Origin of the sequence: Photobacterium angustum (genome assembly GCF_002954615.1) — a bacterium.
In the GTDB taxonomy this organism is placed as follows: domain Bacteria; phylum Pseudomonadota; class Gammaproteobacteria; order Enterobacterales; family Vibrionaceae; genus Photobacterium; species Photobacterium angustum_A.
Window position 1 is genome coordinate 2,177,716 of record NZ_MSCJ01000001.1, and the last position, 15,959, is coordinate 2,193,674.

Annotated in this window: 14 protein-coding genes and 13 tRNA genes; 20 read left to right on the plus strand and 7 right to left on the minus strand. The window is 42.1% G+C overall.

The window, feature by feature from the left end:
* Positions 1–117: 117 nt before the first annotated feature.
* The 6 genes from kdsA to hemA are packed head-to-tail and all read right to left on the minus strand — an operon-like array spanning position 118 to position 5,442.
* Positions 118–972, minus strand: coding sequence for a 3-deoxy-8-phosphooctulonate synthase (gene kdsA / locus BTO08_RS09535; RefSeq protein WP_198038432.1), 855 nt, complete (start codon positions 970–972; stop codon positions 118–120).
* 15 nt (positions 973–987) lie between these two features.
* On the minus strand, positions 988–1,797 hold the full coding sequence (locus BTO08_RS09540; protein ID WP_039872581.1) for a SirB1 family protein: 810 nt from the start codon (positions 1,795–1,797) through the stop codon (positions 988–990).
* Between the two features lie 13 nt (positions 1,798–1,810).
* On the minus strand, positions 1,811–2,191 hold the full coding sequence (locus BTO08_RS09545) for a SirB2 family protein (protein WP_005370011.1): 381 nt from the start codon (positions 2,189–2,191) through the stop codon (positions 1,811–1,813).
* Between the two features lie 2 nt (positions 2,192–2,193).
* Complete coding sequence (prmC, locus tag BTO08_RS09550) at positions 2,194–3,048, minus strand: peptide chain release factor N(5)-glutamine methyltransferase (RefSeq protein ID WP_105060803.1); 855 nt, start codon at positions 3,046–3,048, stop codon at positions 2,194–2,196.
* Positions 3,048–4,136 carry a peptide chain release factor 1 gene (gene prfA, locus BTO08_RS09555; protein ID WP_006646623.1) on the minus strand — a complete coding sequence of 363 codons (1,089 nt, stop codon included), beginning with the start codon at positions 4,134–4,136 and terminating at the stop codon, positions 3,048–3,050. The genes prmC and prfA overlap by 1 nt, the downstream gene beginning before the upstream one ends.
* A 43-nt stretch (positions 4,137–4,179) precedes the next feature.
* Positions 4,180–5,442 (minus strand): glutamyl-tRNA reductase, encoded by a 1,263-nt coding sequence (hemA, locus tag BTO08_RS09560; protein ID WP_105060804.1) that lies wholly within the window; start codon positions 5,440–5,442, stop codon positions 4,180–4,182.
* A 214-nt stretch (positions 5,443–5,656) separates the two neighbouring features.
* On the opposite strand from hemA, the gene lolB reads away from it, so the two are divergent.
* The 18 genes from lolB to BTO08_RS09650 all read left to right on the plus strand — a co-directional run bounded on the left by lolB (position 5,657) and on the right by BTO08_RS09650 (position 12,122).
* A complete protein-coding gene (gene lolB / locus BTO08_RS09565) occupies positions 5,657–6,247 on the plus strand; it encodes a lipoprotein insertase outer membrane protein LolB (protein WP_105060805.1) in 591 nt (196 codons plus the stop codon).
* Positions 6,248–6,289: 42 nt separating this feature from the next.
* Positions 6,290–7,168: a 4-(cytidine 5'-diphospho)-2-C-methyl-D-erythritol kinase gene (gene ispE, locus BTO08_RS09570; RefSeq protein WP_105060806.1), complete on the plus strand. Its 879-nt coding sequence runs from the start codon at positions 6,290–6,292 to the stop codon at positions 7,166–7,168.
* A 32-nt stretch (positions 7,169–7,200) separates the two neighbouring features.
* On the plus strand, positions 7,201–8,148 hold the full coding sequence (locus BTO08_RS09575) for a ribose-phosphate pyrophosphokinase (RefSeq protein WP_005370023.1): 948 nt from the start codon (positions 7,201–7,203) through the stop codon (positions 8,146–8,148).
* A 237-nt stretch (positions 8,149–8,385) separates the two neighbouring features.
* Positions 8,386–8,976 carry an aminoacyl-tRNA hydrolase gene (pth, locus tag BTO08_RS09580; protein WP_045153818.1) on the plus strand — a complete coding sequence of 197 codons (591 nt, stop codon included), beginning with the start codon at positions 8,386–8,388 and terminating at the stop codon, positions 8,974–8,976.
* A 97-nt stretch (positions 8,977–9,073) separates the two neighbouring features.
* Positions 9,074–10,165 (plus strand): redox-regulated ATPase YchF, encoded by a 1,092-nt coding sequence (gene ychF, locus BTO08_RS09585; protein ID WP_005370028.1) that lies wholly within the window; start codon positions 9,074–9,076, stop codon positions 10,163–10,165.
* A 312-nt stretch (positions 10,166–10,477) separates the two neighbouring features.
* Positions 10,478–10,554 (plus strand) — tRNA-Met (locus BTO08_RS09590).
* Between the two features lie 49 nt (positions 10,555–10,603).
* Positions 10,604–10,688: transfer RNA gene (locus BTO08_RS09595), tRNA-Leu, on the plus strand.
* Between the two features lie 42 nt (positions 10,689–10,730).
* Positions 10,731–10,805, plus strand: a tRNA-Gln gene (locus tag BTO08_RS09600).
* A gap of 38 nt (positions 10,806–10,843) precedes the next feature.
* Positions 10,844–10,920, plus strand: a tRNA-Met gene (locus tag BTO08_RS09605).
* An 82-nt stretch (positions 10,921–11,002) separates the two neighbouring features.
* Positions 11,003–11,087 (plus strand) — tRNA-Leu (locus BTO08_RS09610).
* A 41-nt stretch (positions 11,088–11,128) separates the two neighbouring features.
* A tRNA-Gln gene (locus BTO08_RS09615) sits at positions 11,129–11,203 on the plus strand.
* A 33-nt stretch (positions 11,204–11,236) separates the two neighbouring features.
* Positions 11,237–11,321: transfer RNA gene (locus BTO08_RS09620), tRNA-Leu, on the plus strand.
* A gap of 82 nt (positions 11,322–11,403) precedes the next feature.
* Positions 11,404–11,488 (plus strand) — tRNA-Leu (locus BTO08_RS09625).
* Positions 11,489–11,529: 41 nt separating this feature from the next.
* Positions 11,530–11,604 (plus strand) — tRNA-Gln (locus tag BTO08_RS09630).
* Positions 11,605–11,642: 38 nt separating this feature from the next.
* Positions 11,643–11,719 (plus strand) — tRNA-Met (locus BTO08_RS09635).
* A gap of 84 nt (positions 11,720–11,803) precedes the next feature.
* Positions 11,804–11,888 (plus strand) — tRNA-Leu (locus BTO08_RS09640).
* A 41-nt stretch (positions 11,889–11,929) separates the two neighbouring features.
* A tRNA-Gln gene (locus tag BTO08_RS09645) sits at positions 11,930–12,004 on the plus strand.
* Positions 12,005–12,037: 33 nt separating this feature from the next.
* A tRNA-Leu gene (locus BTO08_RS09650) sits at positions 12,038–12,122 on the plus strand.
* Between the two features lie 128 nt (positions 12,123–12,250).
* Here the strand turns inward: BTO08_RS09650 and BTO08_RS09655 are convergent.
* Positions 12,251–13,411: a 2-octaprenyl-3-methyl-6-methoxy-1,4-benzoquinol hydroxylase gene (locus tag BTO08_RS09655; protein ID WP_105060807.1), complete on the minus strand. Its 1,161-nt coding sequence runs from the start codon at positions 13,409–13,411 to the stop codon at positions 12,251–12,253.
* A gap of 163 nt (positions 13,412–13,574) precedes the next feature.
* Here BTO08_RS09655 and mtgA point away from each other — a divergent pair, with 163 nt between their 5' ends.
* Both mtgA and miaB read left to right on the plus strand, forming a co-directional pair.
* On the plus strand, positions 13,575–14,294 hold the full coding sequence (gene mtgA, locus BTO08_RS09660) for a monofunctional biosynthetic peptidoglycan transglycosylase (protein ID WP_105060808.1): 720 nt from the start codon (positions 13,575–13,577) through the stop codon (positions 14,292–14,294).
* A gap of 160 nt (positions 14,295–14,454) precedes the next feature.
* Positions 14,455–15,882, plus strand: coding sequence for a tRNA (N6-isopentenyl adenosine(37)-C2)-methylthiotransferase MiaB (gene miaB / locus BTO08_RS09665; protein ID WP_105060809.1), 1,428 nt, complete (start codon positions 14,455–14,457; stop codon positions 15,880–15,882).
* Positions 15,883–15,959: the final 77 nt, after the last annotated feature.

Below are 15,959 nucleotides of genomic sequence, written 5' to 3' on the forward strand. Positions count from 1 at the left end.
TTATTAACTTTTCATATATTGAACACTTATCATACAAAACAATCATTCAGTTCATTATAGGCAATAAAAAAGCCCAGTGATTTATTCTCACTGGGCTCTAAAATCTAAATGAAAGACTTAGTTCACTTCAATTGGAGCAAAGCTCTTAATCAAATCATCAAGTTGTTTAATTTGTGCTAAAAACGGTTCTAGCTTATCGAGTGGGAATGCTGATGGACCATCACAAAGCGCGAGATCTGGCGTTGGGTGTGCTTCCATAAACAAACCAGCAATGCCTGTTGCAATACCAGAACGAGCTAGATCAACGGTTTGCTCACGACGGCCACCTGATGCTGCACCCAGTGGATCACGACATTGTAAGGCATGAGTCACATCAAAGATAATTGGGCTCCCCTTTGATGCTTTTTTCATTACATCAAAACCAAGCATATCAACCACTAAGTTATCGTAACCGTGTAGTACACCACGCTCACATAAGATCACATTGTGATTATCACATTCAGCGAGTTTCTCAACAATGTTACCGACTTGACCAGGGCTCATGAACTGTGGTTTTTTCACATTAATCACAGCGCCTGTTTTTGCCATTGCTTCAACAAGATCAGTTTGACGAGCTAGAAACGCTGGAAGCTGAATCACATCAACCACATCAGCAACAGGTTGTGCCTGCTCTTTCTCATGAATATCAGTGATGATTTTCACACCAAACGTATCTTTTAGCTCTTGAAAGATCTTTAAACCTTCTTCCATACCAGGACCACGGTATGAATGAACAGATGAACGGTTAGCTTTATCAAAAGAGGCTTTAAATACGTAAGGAATACCTAATTTCTCAGTGACCTTCACGTAGTGCTCACACATTTGCATCGCTAAGTCGCGAGACTCAAGCACATTCATGCCACCAAATAAAACAAATGGCTTATCATTTGCAACATCAATATCGCCTATGCGAACAGTTTTTTGTTCCATCATATTTGTTGTTCTCTTCTAGTGTAGAATCAGAGGCTCATCAAAGAGCGTCTCTACTTGAGTTTTGAGTAAATCAGCGGCTGGATCTTCTGGGCATTGCTCAATAAAGTATGAGTAATCCATCGCTGCAGCGTGATTACAATCAAGCTGTTGATAAATATAGCCTCGGTCACGGATCTCATGGGGATCGCCTGGGCTAAATACCAGCGCAAGATCACTACAACGTAAAGCATCCGTAAAATGCTCTTCACGAAGAAGTGCACTTTTCATAACCGTTAACCAACGCGTTAAAATTTCATGATTCTGCTGCGTTTTAAGGTATTCAGGTTTAAGTTCAGTAAATGGGCCACGGTGACCAATCAACCAGCTACGTAATATATGCGTGCTAACAAATTCACCATCAAAGGGGTTAATATACTGAACATCGCTTTCAGACCATGTCGCTTTTAATAGAAACTGGGTCGGAAAGCCTACGCTTTCAATCGGCAGATCAAGGTGCTGAGATAAATAAAGAAATAAAGCACCAAGGCTTACAGGGATCCCCTTTCTACGCTCCAGTACTTTATCTAAAAATGCATTGTCTGACGAAAAGTATTGCTGATGATCGCCTTGAAATCCCCACTCTCGATAAAAAAGGCGTAACAGCCCCTCTAACCGTAAACGAGGATTAACTTCTTCCATTAATGTTTGCTCAGCTTCCTGCGCTAATTGAGATAACTTTAACTCCACCCACTGGGTTGGAAATTCAGGCACGATGTCCTTCATCATATCAATAGCACCATAAACTAATGGCCGCGAATTTAATTCGTCTTCATTAAACAGCATCATGATCTAACCTAACTTAACCTAAAATTGGCGTTTTCGTTACCGCCAATTGCGCAGCCAGAAATACCCAGCCCAATGCGCCTAAAAAGGCAAATGTCTTAAAGACTTTATTTTTACCCATGTGTAACGTGACATAACCAAGGGCGATGTAAGCGAGTACACAGGTTAGCTTTTCAGTTAACCAACCATTACCAGCCGTAAAAGGCATAAATCCTGTAATGAAAATTAATGCTACACCACTAGCTAAAAGCACAGTGTCGACAATATGGGGAGTAATCTTGAAAAACTTTTTATTTAACAGTGATGAGTTTGCCATCATCATGATGTAGCGAGTCACAAATAGTAAAACACTGAGTGCGATTGCCACTAAATGAAGATGTTTCATTGCCATATACATAATTATAATTCTCCTTGCCAGCAGCCCATCGTGACACGATCGAGCCCAGCATAGTCTTGACTGGTAGATACTTGTTGATAACCCAGCTGCTCTAAAATAGTTCTTACAGCCAAACCTTGCTCGAAGCCATGCTCCATTAACAACCACCCACCTACTGTTAAGTGTTTACGTCCTTGTGCGCTAATAATACGGATATCAGCTAAGCCATTATCATCAGCAACTAATGCACTCTTTGGTTCAAAACGAACATCACCTTGAACTAAATGGGGATCGGCGTGATCAATATAAGGCGGGTTACTCACAATTAGCTCAAACACATCATTGTGTTGTAATGGTGAATACCAACTTCCCGCTAAAAATCGGGTATTTAATATTGATAAACGTTGGCTATTTTCATGCGCAAGCTCAGCCGCTTCTTGACGTAAGTCGATGCCGGTAACCTGAAGACTTGGACACTCAGAAGCAATCGCCAGTGCAATCGCACCGGTTCCGGTTCCTAAATCCAATACTTTGGTAGTAGCGCTTGTGATTTTATCTAATGCAAGTTCAACCAAGCGCTCAGTATCAGGACGAGGGATCAAGGTTGAAGGTGAGACTTTTAATGGCAGTGACCAAAATTCACGCTCACCAACAATATATGCAATAGGCTCACCATTTAGGCGACGTGCAAGTACCTGCTGAAAAATATTATATTGCTCATCATCTAGTTGTTTTTCAGGCCACGTTAATAAATAACTACGTGGCTTATCAAGCACATGACATAACAACACAGCACTATCAAGTTGCGGACTTTCAGAGCCCGCACTTGCTAGTTGTTCAGTAGTTTGCTTTAGCAAATATTCAATGCTTTGAGGCATTAGTTTTGCTCAGACATCGCAGCTAGTTGATCCGCTTGGTATTCAGTAAATACAGGTTGGATCAATGCATCTAAATCACCTTCCATCACTTCATTTAAGCGGTAAAGTGTCAGTGTAATACGGTGATCAGAAACACGACCTTGTGGGTAGTTATAAGTACGAATACGGTCAGAGCGATCGCCTGAACCTAGAAGGTTACGACGTGTACTCGCTTCTTCAGCATTACGTTTCTCTTCTTCGGCCTTGATAATACGAGCAGCAAGTACCGACATCGCTTTTGCTTTGTTCTTATGCTGTGAACGCTCATCCTGACACTCAACAACAATACCTGTTGGTAAGTGAGTAATACGAATTGCAGAATCGGTGGTGTTAACGTGCTGACCACCCGCACCAGATGAACGGAAGGTATCAATACGTAGATCGCCAGCATTAATTTCTGGAATTTCCGCTTCTGGAATTTCAGGTAATACCGCAACAGTACAAGCTGAAGTATGTACACGACCTTGAGATTCTGTCGCAGGAACACGCTGAACGCGGTGACCGCCTGACTCAAATTTCAAAATACCGTAAGCACCATCGCCGTTGACTTTAGCGATCATCTCTTTATAACCGCCTTGTTCAGAACGGTTTTCATTGATGATCTCAATACGCCAGCCACGACGTTCTGCATATTTGCTGTACATACGGAAAAGATCGCCCGCAAAGATACCCGCTTCATCACCACCCGCACCAGCACGAATTTCAACAAAACAGTTACGATCATCGTTAGGATCTTTAGGAATCAATAGCACCTGAAGTTCATCAGCTAAACGTTCAATTTCAGCTTTGGCTTCTTTGATTTCTTCTTGTGCCATTTCACGCATTTCAGCATCGTCTTCCTGCGCCATTTCTTCTGCAGCGACTAAATCTTCTTTTGCTTGTTGATAAGCTTGAAAACACTTCGTCACTTCTTCTAGCTGAGAATATTCTTTTGAGAGCGCACGAAAGCGGTTTTGATCCGCAAGAACACTTGGATCACCAAGGAGATGTTGAACTTCTTCGTAACGTTCAACAAGAGTTTCTAATTTAACTAAAATTGATTGCTTCATAATCTTCTAATAGTGCTGAGCGAAAGCCAAAGGCGATCAACTACTAATCGTTATAGGAATCCAGACCGAGTGCTTCACGAATCACAGCTAATTTTTCAGATTCGCCATTTTTTGCGACCTGCTGCATAGCCTTGGTTGGTGCATGGATAAGCTTATTGGTAAGTTTATTACTGAGCTCTGCTAACGCCTTTTCAGGCTCGGTACCATTAGCAATGGCTTGGAGACTACGCTGTAGTAGCTCCTGTTTAATTTGTTCGGCAAATTGACGATAATCACGAATACTATCAACGGCTTCAAGTGATCGTAACCACTGCATAAATACAGCGCTTTCTTCACTTACAATCGCTTCAGCTTGAATCGCTGCTACCTTACGCTGCTCACGGTTCTTCTCTACAATCGAGTGAAGATCATCAACAGAATATAAGTAAGCATCGTTCAATTCGCCAACTTGTTGTTCTATATCTCGAGGCACGGCAATATCCACCAACAGCATAGGTTGATGACGACGTTGCTTTAATGCCATTTCAACCATCCCTTTACCAACAATCGGTAATGGGCTTGCAGTTGAACTAATAACAATATCAGCGCGATGGAGGTGATCAGGAATTTCTTCAAGACTGATCACTTCAGCACCAAACTCTTGTGCAATACCTTCCGCTCTCTCACGCGTACGGTTAGCAACAATCAAACTATTACAACCTTGTTCAACGACATGGCGAGAAACAAGTTCAATCGTTTCGCCTGCGCCAACCAGTAAAATAGTAGCACCAGATAAAGACTCAAAAATTTGTCGCGCTAAAGAACACGCCGCATAAGCAACAGAGACAGCATTACCGCCAATGTCAGTTTCAGTACGTACGCGTTTCGCTACTGTAAAGGTTTTTTGAAACAGCTTTTCTAAGGTGCCACCTACTGCTTCGTTGTCTTTTGATTCCGAATAAGACTGCTTCACCTGTCCTAGGATTTGCGGCTCGCCCAATACTAACGAATCAAGGCCACAAGCAACACGCATTAAATGACGTGCTGCCGCTTGCTCTTCATGAAAGTACAGGCTTGGCATCAGTTCTTCGGCTGTGATCTGATGAAATTTGGTCAACCAGTCAATGATCACACCCGGCCCTGACTGTGAAATCTCACAGTAAACTTCAGTACGGTTACAAGTAGATACTATAACCCCACTTAATACCTCAGGGTGGTTTTTCAGCTGCTGCAACGCCAAAGAAAGCTTTTCAGGAGAAAAAGCCACTTTTTCGCGTAAATCAACAGAAGCTGTTTTATGGTTGATTCCTAATGCAAGCAAGGTCATGGAGACGGTGTACCCACTTCGCCAGTGAAAAAATCTAAGGAGGGGATTTTACTTGATGCCCTGACTTAATAAAAGGTAGCTGACGTAATCAATCAATAATGACTGCATTTTTATTGCCTTATTTGCCTAATTTACCCCTTATTTTTGCTTAATATTTGGCTTTAATTAAAATAATCGTTATTGTTTTTGCTCATTCTTATTACGAGCTTTCATCATGAGATTACGTAATTTAGCCTTTATTGCTATTACATTTGCCTTATTATCTGGCTGTGCACAAACGCCCAAAAGCACCGCAAAAGTAGATTGGGAGACACACCAAGCACAATTAAAGCGTCTAACGGATTATCAAGCAAAAGGAGTCTTCGGTTATTTAGGCCCCAAACAACGCATATCTCTCACCTTTAACTGGAAAAATCATGATGATGAATACCAGTTAATCTTAACAAAAATGTACAAAACCATCCTTAATCTCAATGCTGAGCCGGGTAACGTCACACTAATCGATCCTGATGGTAAAACCTATCATGGCACTGATGCTGCACAATTAGTGAAGCAATTAACAGGAATCGAATTACCCCTATCACAAATGCGCGATTGGCTAATTGGTTTACCGACAGCTGCTGATACTTATCAGCTAAACAGCAATGATCAAGTCGCTTACCTTGCCAAAGAGATTGATGGTCAAGTATGGGAAATGCACTACAACACGTATAATGATCAAAGCCTTGCATTACCCACACAGATGGTACTAAACCAAGGCAAACTCAAAATTAAAATTAAAATCTCTAACTGGTTAGCGAATTAAACAGCAACGCATTTACGATTACTCAAAATAGACGAGCATTGCATGAGTCAATACATCCCTTTTGGTGTCGCGAGCCAATGGCCTGCGCCAGCAAAACTGAATTTATTTTTATATATTACTGGCCAACGTCCAAATGGCTACCATGATTTACAGACGCTGTTTCAGTTTATCGATTATGGCGATACTTTAACCATCACCCCACGTCGTGATAACCAAATTAATTTAACGCCTGCAATTGAAGGGGTTAAAACCGAAGATAACCTGATTTATCGCGCTGCAAATGCACTTCGTCAAGCAGCAAATTGTGACTTAGGAGCCGATATTCATATTAAAAAGATCCTTCCCATGGGAGGCGGTCTTGGTGGTGGCTCCTCTAATGCAGCAACAGCATTAGTCGCACTCAATCATCTTTGGCAAACTCAACTATCAGTTGATGAACTAGCGGATATTGGTCTTAAATTAGGTGCTGATGTCCCTGTTTTTGTCCGTGGTACTAGCGCATTTGCCGAAGGTATTGGTGAAAAACTGCAACCGGCAGAACCTCAAGAAAAATGGTTTTTAATCGCAAAGCCAGATATTAGCATTGCAACTGTCGATATTTTCACCCATCCTGAACTTCCGCGTAATACTAAAAAACGTAGCCTAGATGCACTGTTACGTGGAGTTTACGAAAACGATTGCGAAAAAATTGTAAGAAGTCTTAATCCTGAGGTTGATCAGGCGCTTTCGTGGCTGTTAGAATACGCGCCGTCAAGATTGACTGGCACTGGCGCTTGTGTGTTTTCGGAATTTAACACTCAACAAGAAGCCAACGCAATCCTGAACATTTTACCTGACTGGCTCCACGGATTTGTCGCAAAAGGTGTCAACACGTCTCCTCTTATGACAGCCTTAGCCGCACATTCTACGGATTGTCAGTAATTACAACTTGGACGCAACCTGAGGTTTACACCGTGCCTGATATGAAGCTGTTTGCTGGTAACGCAACACCAGAACTAGCCCAACGCATCGCTGATCGTCTTTATATTTCCTTGGGAGATGCTACGGTTAACCGTTTCTCCGATGGTGAAGTATGTGTACAAATTAATGAAAACGTACGTGGTAGCGACGTATTCATTATCCAATCAACTTGTGCACCAACGAACGACAACCTAATGGAACTGGTTGTTATGATCGATGCACTACGCCGCGCTTCAGCGGGCCGTATTACTGCTGTAATTCCATACTTTGGTTATGCTCGCCAAGATCGCCGCGTTCGCTCTGCTCGTGTGCCAATTACTGCTAAAGTTGTTGCTGATTTCCTTTCTAACGTAGGTGTTGACCGTGTCTTAACTGTTGACCTACACGCAGAACAAATCCAAGGTTTCTTCGACGTACCTGTTGATAACGTATTTGGTAGCCCTGTTCTACTTGAAGATATGCTAGCAAAAGATCTACAAGATCCAGTGGTTGTTTCTCCTGATATCGGTGGTGTTGTACGTGCTCGTGCAATCGCTAAACTGCTTGATGACACAGATATTGCTATCATTGATAAGCGTCGCCCTCGTGCAAACGTTTCTCAAGTTATGCATCTAATCGGTGATGTTGAAGGCCGTGACTGTATTATCGTTGATGATATGATCGATACAGGTGGTACATTATGTAAAGCAGCTGAAGCACTAAAAGAACGTGGTGCTAAACGTGTATTTGCTTACGCAACTCACCCAGTATTTTCAGGTAGTGCACTAGAGAATATCCGTGAATCTGTTATCGATGAAATTATCGTTACAGACTCAATTACGCTAACAAAAGAAATTGAAGCTACGGGTAAAGTATCAGTATTAACACTGTCAGGTATGCTAGCTGAAGCTATTCGTCGTATTAGCAACGAAGAGTCAATTTCAGCAATGTTTGAGCACTAATTTGCTCACTCGGTTAGATTGCCTTAATTTAATCGGATAAGATATTTAACGCCTCGCTACTGCGAGGCGTTTTCTTTTGTCTAGCCAGCAAAAACAGTGACGATGAAGAGCCATATCAATTTTAGTTAATTTAATATAATATATGGCGCGTTTTGAGCCCGACACCCAGTAACTCATTGTCACTATAATTTCAGGTGCAACCCGCTAAGTTACTGGTAAATGACAAGAGAGATAAACGTGAGTAATAATATTCGTTTGCTTGTTGGCCTCGCTAACCCGGGTCAAGAGTACGCCAACACCCGCCATAATGCCGGTGCATGGGTAGTTGAAGAATTAGCGCGCGTCCACAATGTAACCCTTCGCCCTGATCCCAAGTATTTTGGTTTAACAGGAAGAATTACAGCCAATGGACAAGATCTTCGCCTATTGATCCCATCGACTTTTATGAACCTGTCAGGAAAGTCGGTTGCTGCGTTAGCTAACTTCTTCCAAATCAAACCCGAAGAAATTTTAGTTGCTCACGATGAATTAGATTTACCACCCGGTGTTGCGAAATTTAAAAAAGGTGGTGGTCATGGCGGACATAATGGTCTTCGCGATATCATTAGCAAAATGGGCAACAATAAAGATTTCTATCGTCTGAGGATCGCTATCGGTCATCCAGGCGATAAAAACAAAGTCGCAGGCTACGTACTTGGAAAAGCACCAGCTAAAGAGCAAGAATTGATTGATGCAGCTGTAGATGAATCTGTTCGCTGTATTGATATCTTACTTAAAGACGGCTTAACAAAGGCGCAAAATCGCCTACATACATTCAAAGCAGAATAGCCACACATTTTCGCGTACTATTTTGCCGCTATAGATACAGTCATTCGTACTATAGTTGAGTTGTTACACAGAATAATCACCAAAAGGGTTTTAAACCATGGGTTTTAAATGCGGTATCGTAGGTCTACCAAACGTTGGTAAGTCAACTCTATTCAACGCCTTAACAAAAGCAGGCATTGAAGCAGCAAACTTCCCGTTCTGTACTATTGAACCAAACACAGGTGTAGTTCCTGTGCCAGATCCACGTATGGATGCATTAGCAGTATTCGTAAATCCAGAACGAATTATGCCAACGACGATGGAGTTTGTTGATATCGCGGGTCTTGTTGCTGGTGCATCAAAAGGTGAAGGCCTTGGTAACAAGTTTCTAGCTAATATCCGTGAAACAGATGCTATTGGTCACGTTGTACGTTGTTTTGAAAACGACAATATTGTCCACGTTGCTGGTCGTATCGATCCTCTAGAAGACATGGATATCATCAACCTTGAGCTTGCGATGGCTGACTTAGATACGTGTGAGCGCGCTATCCAGCGTTTAGCTAAACGTGCAAAAGGCGGTGATAACGATGCTAAGTTTGAAATCAAAGTACTAGAGAAGATGCTTCCTCACCTAACTGAAGGTGGCATGCTACGTGCGCTAGAGCTGACAAAAGAAGAAAAAGCAGCGATCGATTACCTGCACTTCTTAACGCTTAAGCCAACTATGTACATTGCTAATGTTAATGAAGACGGTTTTGAAAATAACCCATTCCTTGACAAAGTAATTGCACGTGCAGCAGAAGAAAATGCGGTTGTTGTTCCAGTATGTGCGGCAATGGAATCAGAGATCGCTGAACTGGATGATGAAGATCGTGAAGAGTTCCTTGCTGATATGGGTATCGAAGAACCAGGTCTTAACCGCGTAATCCGTTCTGGCTATCAGCTACTGTCTCTTCAGACTTACTTTACTGCCGGTGTTAAAGAAGTACGTGCATGGACAATCCCTGTAGGTGCAACAGCACCAAAAGCAGCAGGTGTTATCCACACTGACTTCGAAAAAGGCTTTATTCGTGCAGAAGTTATTGGCTATGACGATTACATCAATTGCGGTGGTGAGTCAGGTGCTAAAGAAGCAGGTAAATGGCGTCTAGAAGGTAAAGAATACATTGTTAAAGACGGTGATGTTGTTCACTTCCGTTTTAACGTATAATTTTTAGCCTAGTCGCTAGTCTCACAAATTCTATAAGCCAGCTTTATTAGCTGGCTTATTTTTTCTAAATAGAAATTTCACTTATTTGTTAGCAATATAAATAACTTGATAGTGTTCACATTTATCGAAGTTTTAAGCTGACAATCGTAATTTCAGTTTGTCATTCGCACACATCGTCCAAATATGCGCCGAACAAACGAATTTTGGCGATATATTTAAAAAAACTATTGACGGTTTTCGCTGGTATGAGCATAATGCGCCCCGTTCCCGACACAGTGGCTCATTAAGAATTACTGTGAAAAATCGGAAAATGGCTACGTAGCTCAGTTGGTTAGAGCACATCACTCATAATGATGGGGTCACAGGTTCGAATCCCGTCGTAGCCACCATTCAATTTTCACGTTAAAATTGAATATCGGTTCTAGAAACTGATAATATGCGGAAGTGGCGGAATTGGTAGACGCACCAGATTTAGGTTCTGGCGCCGCAAGGTGTGAGAGTTCAAGTCTCTCCTTCCGCACCATTCTCTCAATAGAGTTGAGAGATGCTTTAAAAAAGCACTTGTAGGTCTATCGCCAAGCGGTAAGGCAGCGGCTTTTGATGCCGCCATTCCCTGGTTCGAATCCAGGTAGACCTGCCATTATTTAAGAGTATTGATGAAATTCAGTATTCTGTGTTGGCTACGTAGCTCAGTTGGTTAGAGCACATCACTCATAATGATGGGGTCACAGGTTCGAATCCCGTCGTAGCCACCATTTATTCTTTAAATCAGCTTTTTACCAATTACTGATTTAAATTATACAACTAGAGACAACAGTTACTTGTAACTGACAATATGCGGAAGTGGCGGAATTGGTAGACGCACCAGATTTAGGTTCTGGCGCCGCAAGGTGTGAGAGTTCAAGTCTCTCCTTCCGCACCATTCTCTCTAGTTTATAAAAGTCTTGTGTAAACAAGCGCTGTAGGTCTATCGCCAAGCGGTAAGGCAGCGGCTTTTGATGCCGCCATTCCCTGGTTCGAATCCAGGTAGACCTGCCATTATTTAGATTGATTGTCTCGACAGTTAATCATGCGGAAGTGGCGGAATTGGTAGACGCACCAGATTTAGGTTCTGGCGCCGCAAGGTGTGAGAGTTCAAGTCTCTCCTTCCGCACCATTATTCTTTAGATCAGTTTTTACCAATTACTGATTTGAAAAATACAACTAGAGAAACAACAGTTATTTATAACTGACAATATGCGGAAGTGGCGGAATTGGTAGACGCACCAGATTTAGGTTCTGGCGCCGCAAGGTGTGAGAGTTCAAGTCTCTCCTTCCGCACCATTCTCTCTAGTTTGTGAAAGTCTTGTGTAAACAAGCTCTGTAGGTCTATCGCCAAGCGGTAAGGCAGCGGCTTTTGATGCCGCCATTCCCTGGTTCGAATCCAGGTAGACCTGCCATTATTTAAGAGTATTGATGAAATTCAGTATTCTATGTTGGCTACGTAGCTCAGTTGGTTAGAGCACATCACTCATAATGATGGGGTCACAGGTTCGAATCCCGTCGTAGCCACCATTTATTCTTTAAATCAGCTTTTTACCAATTACTGATTTGAAAAATACAACTAGAGAAACAACAGTTATTCGTAACTGACAATATGCGGAAGTGGCGGAATTGGTAGACGCACCAGATTTAGGTTCTGGCGCCGCAAGGTGTGAGAGTTCAAGTCTCTCCTTCCGCACCATTCTCTCTAGTTTGTGAAAGTCTTGTGTAAACAAGCGCTGTAGGTCTATCGCCAAGCGGTAAGGCAGCGGCTTTTGATGCCGCCATTCCCTGGTTCGAATCCAGGTAGACCTGCCATTATTTAGATTAATTGTCTCGACAGTTAATCATGCGGAAGTGGCGGAATTGGTAGACGCACCAGATTTAGGTTCTGGCGCCGCAAGGTGTGAGAGTTCAAGTCTCTCCTTCCGCACCATATACTAGAAACCCACTCTTTGAGTGGGTTTTCTTTTATCTAGCGATATATTATCAGATAAAGAAAAAGCCGAGAGACAATGTCTCTCGGCTTTCTGCATTTCGTTATAAAAATAGCAAAGTCTTTAACTAAAGACCCATAGCATATTTCAATACTTGTTTTTTAATACCGCCAGCCCCATCGGCTAAACGAAGCCCTGCATTTCGAATAAACTTTAATGGCGCGATATTATTACTAAACGCCACATAGAAAAAATCCATTCCTGTTTGCATTACAAGGTTATCAGGACGACGACGACGTTGATATTTATCAAGTACCGCACTTTCCGCCCAATGCTCACCTGCCGCTTCTATTTCTTGTAGTAAAACATCAACATCTTTAAAACCTAGATTTACACCTTGGCCTGCTAATGGATTAATCGTATGAGCAGCATCACCTAATAAAACGACATTTGGTTTGTAATAGGTTTGTGCGTGACGACGCGTTAGTGGAAAAGATCCATGATCAACCACACTGAACTCACCAAGCTCTTCAGGAAAAACGGCAGAGATCTCTGCATGCAACTGTTCAGAAGTCATATGTGATAGGCGTCGAATGCGTTCAGGACTGTCATACCATACTAATGATCCTTGATGTCCTGGCAACGGTAAGAATGAACGAGGGCCTGCAGGCGTAAACTGCTGCCACGTAATATCTTGTTGCGGCAATGCTGTTTCTACATTAATTAGCATGCAGTGTTGACGGTAATCCCACGCTGTAATACCAATATCGGCTTGTTGGCGCACTTGAGAATTAGCGCCATCGGCACCAATTAATAATCGGCACTGAAGCTGTTGAGTATCTTCCAACTCAACGATATAGCCATTTTCAATCGATGTTGTTGAAACCATTTTTGATGGGCAATATAACGTCAAGTTATCGATGTTGTCGAACTGCTGCCAAAGCGCAAGTTGCAGCAGGCGATTTTCAACAATATAGCCTAATTGTTCTAACCCCATATCGTCAGCATTAAAGCGTGTACGACATTCTGGGGTTTCCCACGTTTCCAATCGTTTAAAAGGACACAAACGCATGTTGAGTACCTCATCCCATGCGCCTAACCGATCTAATAATGCAACGGAATGAGGAGAAATTGCGGAAACACGCAAATCCATCGGCTGTGTGTTCGCAAAAGGTCGAGGAGCAAAGCCTTCTAATACGGCAACGTCTAAACCTAACTTCGCTAAGCCAAGCGCGGTTGCAGCCCCAACCATACCGCCACCAGCAACGATGACATCATACTGCTTCATTATTTACCTACCTATTACGTTCAGGCTCATTATTTGGTTATAATCCAATAAAACCATCATAGTAACTCGAATTGTATAAAAAATTTTAATATATAGGGAATGTCACTAAGATAAACATTCTTTTATTGTGCGATCACTTTAATAAGCAGGAAACAGCCTTACCATGCTAAAACGCTTTTTCATTAAATTTATTTTATTTGTACTTTTGTTTCCTATATTTCTCGTGATTATTTTTAAATTTATTAATCCACCATTTTGGGGATGGGAAATTAGCCGAATGCTATTTCCACCTCAAGGTTACCCTGCGCACACTCAACATGAATGGGTTAATTTAGACAAAATATCAAAAAACATGCAGTTAGCGGTGATAGCTTCAGAAGATCAAACCTTTCCTGAGCATCACGGTATTGACGTACAAGCGACGCTAGCAGTATTAAGACATGAAGGTAAAAATGGGCCAGTGCGTGGTGCTAGTACGATTAGCCAGCAAGCGGCTAAAAATATGTTTCTATTCCCAGTACACTCATATATTCGTAAAGGCATCGAATTATACTTCTCTTTATTGATGGAAATCGTTTGGGGAAAAGAGCGTATTCTTGAAGTTTATCTAAATATTATTGAATTTGGCCCTGGTATTTATGGTGTCGAAGCGGCTAGTGAACACTTTTTCCACATACCAGCCAGCCGACTAAGTGTGCAACAGGCAGCACAACTTGCTGCTGTATTACCGAATCCATATAAGATAAAAGCATCACCAATGAGTAATTACGTCTATCAACGTACTTTATGGATCCGCCGTCAAATGCGTCAACTTGGTATGGTAACGCTCAATAAAGTCTATAATGAACAATCACTTTTCAAATCATTCCATCTTTATCCATAGCTTGGAGTAAACCCACAATTTATTCAGGGTGGTGATGATCTGGTCAGAGCGAGTTTAAAGCAGTACAATACGCGGCTTGCTACAGGCGATTACTATCATGTCCCCTGTCAGCCCGTAATCTGAATGTAATGAAATCAACACTACGAGCGAAGAGTTAGAGATGGCGAAGAAACTGCTGATCAAAACCTGGGGCTGCCAGATGAACGAATACGATTCATCTAAAATGGCAGATCTTCTTAATGCAGCTAATGGCTTTGAGTTAACCGAAATCCCAGAAGAAGCAGATGTTGTGCTACTTAACACCTGCTCGATCCGTGAGAAGGCACAAGAGAAAGTTTTCCATCAGCTAGGGCGTTGGAAAAAATTAAAAGATAATAAGCCTGATCTTGTGATCGGTGTCGGTGGTTGTGTAGCCACGCAAGAAGGTGACTCGATTCGTAAACGTGCACCGTATGTTGACGTAATCTTTGGCCCGCAAACACTGCACCGTTTGCCAGAGATGATTAAGCGTTCACAATCAAATGAAAAAACCGTTATGGATATCTCCTTCCCTGAAGTTGAGAAATTCGATAGCTTGCCTGAGCCTCGTGCTGAAGGCGCAACAGCATTCGTATCTATTATGGAAGGTTGTTCTAAGTACTGTACTTACTGCGTAGTACCTTATACTCGCGGTGAAGAAGTGAGCCGTCCACTAGATGATGTACTGTTTGAAATTGCACAACTTGCAGAGCAAGGCGTTCGTGAAGTCAATCTACTTGGACAAAACGTAAATGCTTATCGTGGTCCGATGCACGATGGAGAACTAGCAAGCTTTGCCGAGTTACTACGTTTAGTCGCTGCGATTGATGGTATTGACCGTATTCGTTACACAACTAGTCATCCTATTGAATTTACTGATGACATCATTGATGTGTACAAAGATACACCAGAATTAGTGAACTACTTACACTTACCAGTACAAAGTGGTTCAGATCGTATTCTGACGATGATGAAACGTCCTCATACGGCAATAGAGTACAAATCTAAGATTCGTAAATTACGTAAAGTTCGCCCTGATATCACCATGAGCTCAGACTTTATTGTCGCGTTCCCTGGTGAAACAGATCAAGATTTCGAAGATACGATGAAATTAATTCGTGAAATCGACTTTGATATTAGTTACAGCTTTATCTTCTCTCCACGTCCAGGTACACCAGCAGCTGATTACCCTTGTGATTTGTCTGAAGAAGTGAAGAAAGAACGTTTGTACGCACTACAGCAGCAGCTTAACAGTCAAGCAATGCGACATGCGCGTCAAATGTTAGGTACAGAACAACGTATCCTTGTTGAAGGTCCTTCACGTAAAAATGTCATGGAACTGCGTGGCCGTACTGAAAACAACCGAATCGTAAACTTTGAAGGTTCTGCTGATTTAATTGGTCAATTCGTCGATGTGAAAATTGTTGATGTATTTACCAACTCACTACGTGGCGAATTAGTGCGTACTGAAGCAGAAATGGATCTACGTGTTGCAATGTCACCATCTGAAATGATGGCAAAAACACGTAAAGAAAATGAATTGGGTGTAGGCGTATATACACCAGAGTAAACCGTTAGCTCTTGCTCTACATTGGTAGGCATGTACGTTTTACCTGAGTACGTCTCCTGCCCTGAACCTATGGCCGT

Bases quoted from the DNA above. Each gene is read 5' to 3' on its own strand.
- kdsA (WP_198038432.1), bottom strand. From the start codon at position 972: ATGATGGAACAAAAAACTGTTCGCATAGGCGATATTGATGTTGCAAAT.
- BTO08_RS09540 (WP_039872581.1), bottom strand. From the start codon at position 1,797: ATGATGCTGTTTAATGAAGACGAATTAAATTCGCGGCCATTAGTTTAT.
- BTO08_RS09545 (WP_005370011.1), bottom strand. From the start codon at position 2,191: ATGTATATGGCAATGAAACATCTTCATTTAGTGGCAATCGCACTCAGT.
- prmC (WP_105060803.1), bottom strand. From the start codon at position 3,048: ATGCCTCAAAGCATTGAATATTTGCTAAAGCAAACTACTGAACAACTA.
- prfA (WP_006646623.1), bottom strand. From the start codon at position 4,136: ATGAAGCAATCAATTTTAGTTAAATTAGAAACTCTTGTTGAACGTTAC.
- hemA (WP_105060804.1), bottom strand. From the start codon at position 5,442: ATGACCTTGCTTGCATTAGGAATCAACCATAAAACAGCTTCTGTTGAT.
- lolB (WP_105060805.1), top strand. From the start codon at position 5,657: ATGAGATTACGTAATTTAGCCTTTATTGCTATTACATTTGCCTTATTA.
- ispE (WP_105060806.1), top strand. From the start codon at position 6,290: ATGAGTCAATACATCCCTTTTGGTGTCGCGAGCCAATGGCCTGCGCCA.
- ychF (WP_005370028.1), top strand. From the start codon at position 9,074: ATGGGTTTTAAATGCGGTATCGTAGGTCTACCAAACGTTGGTAAGTCA.
- BTO08_RS09655 (WP_105060807.1), bottom strand. From the start codon at position 13,411: ATGAAGCAGTATGATGTCATCGTTGCTGGTGGCGGTATGGTTGGGGCT.
- mtgA (WP_105060808.1), top strand. From the start codon at position 13,575: ATGCTAAAACGCTTTTTCATTAAATTTATTTTATTTGTACTTTTGTTT.
- miaB (WP_105060809.1), top strand. From the start codon at position 14,455: ATGGCGAAGAAACTGCTGATCAAAACCTGGGGCTGCCAGATGAACGAA.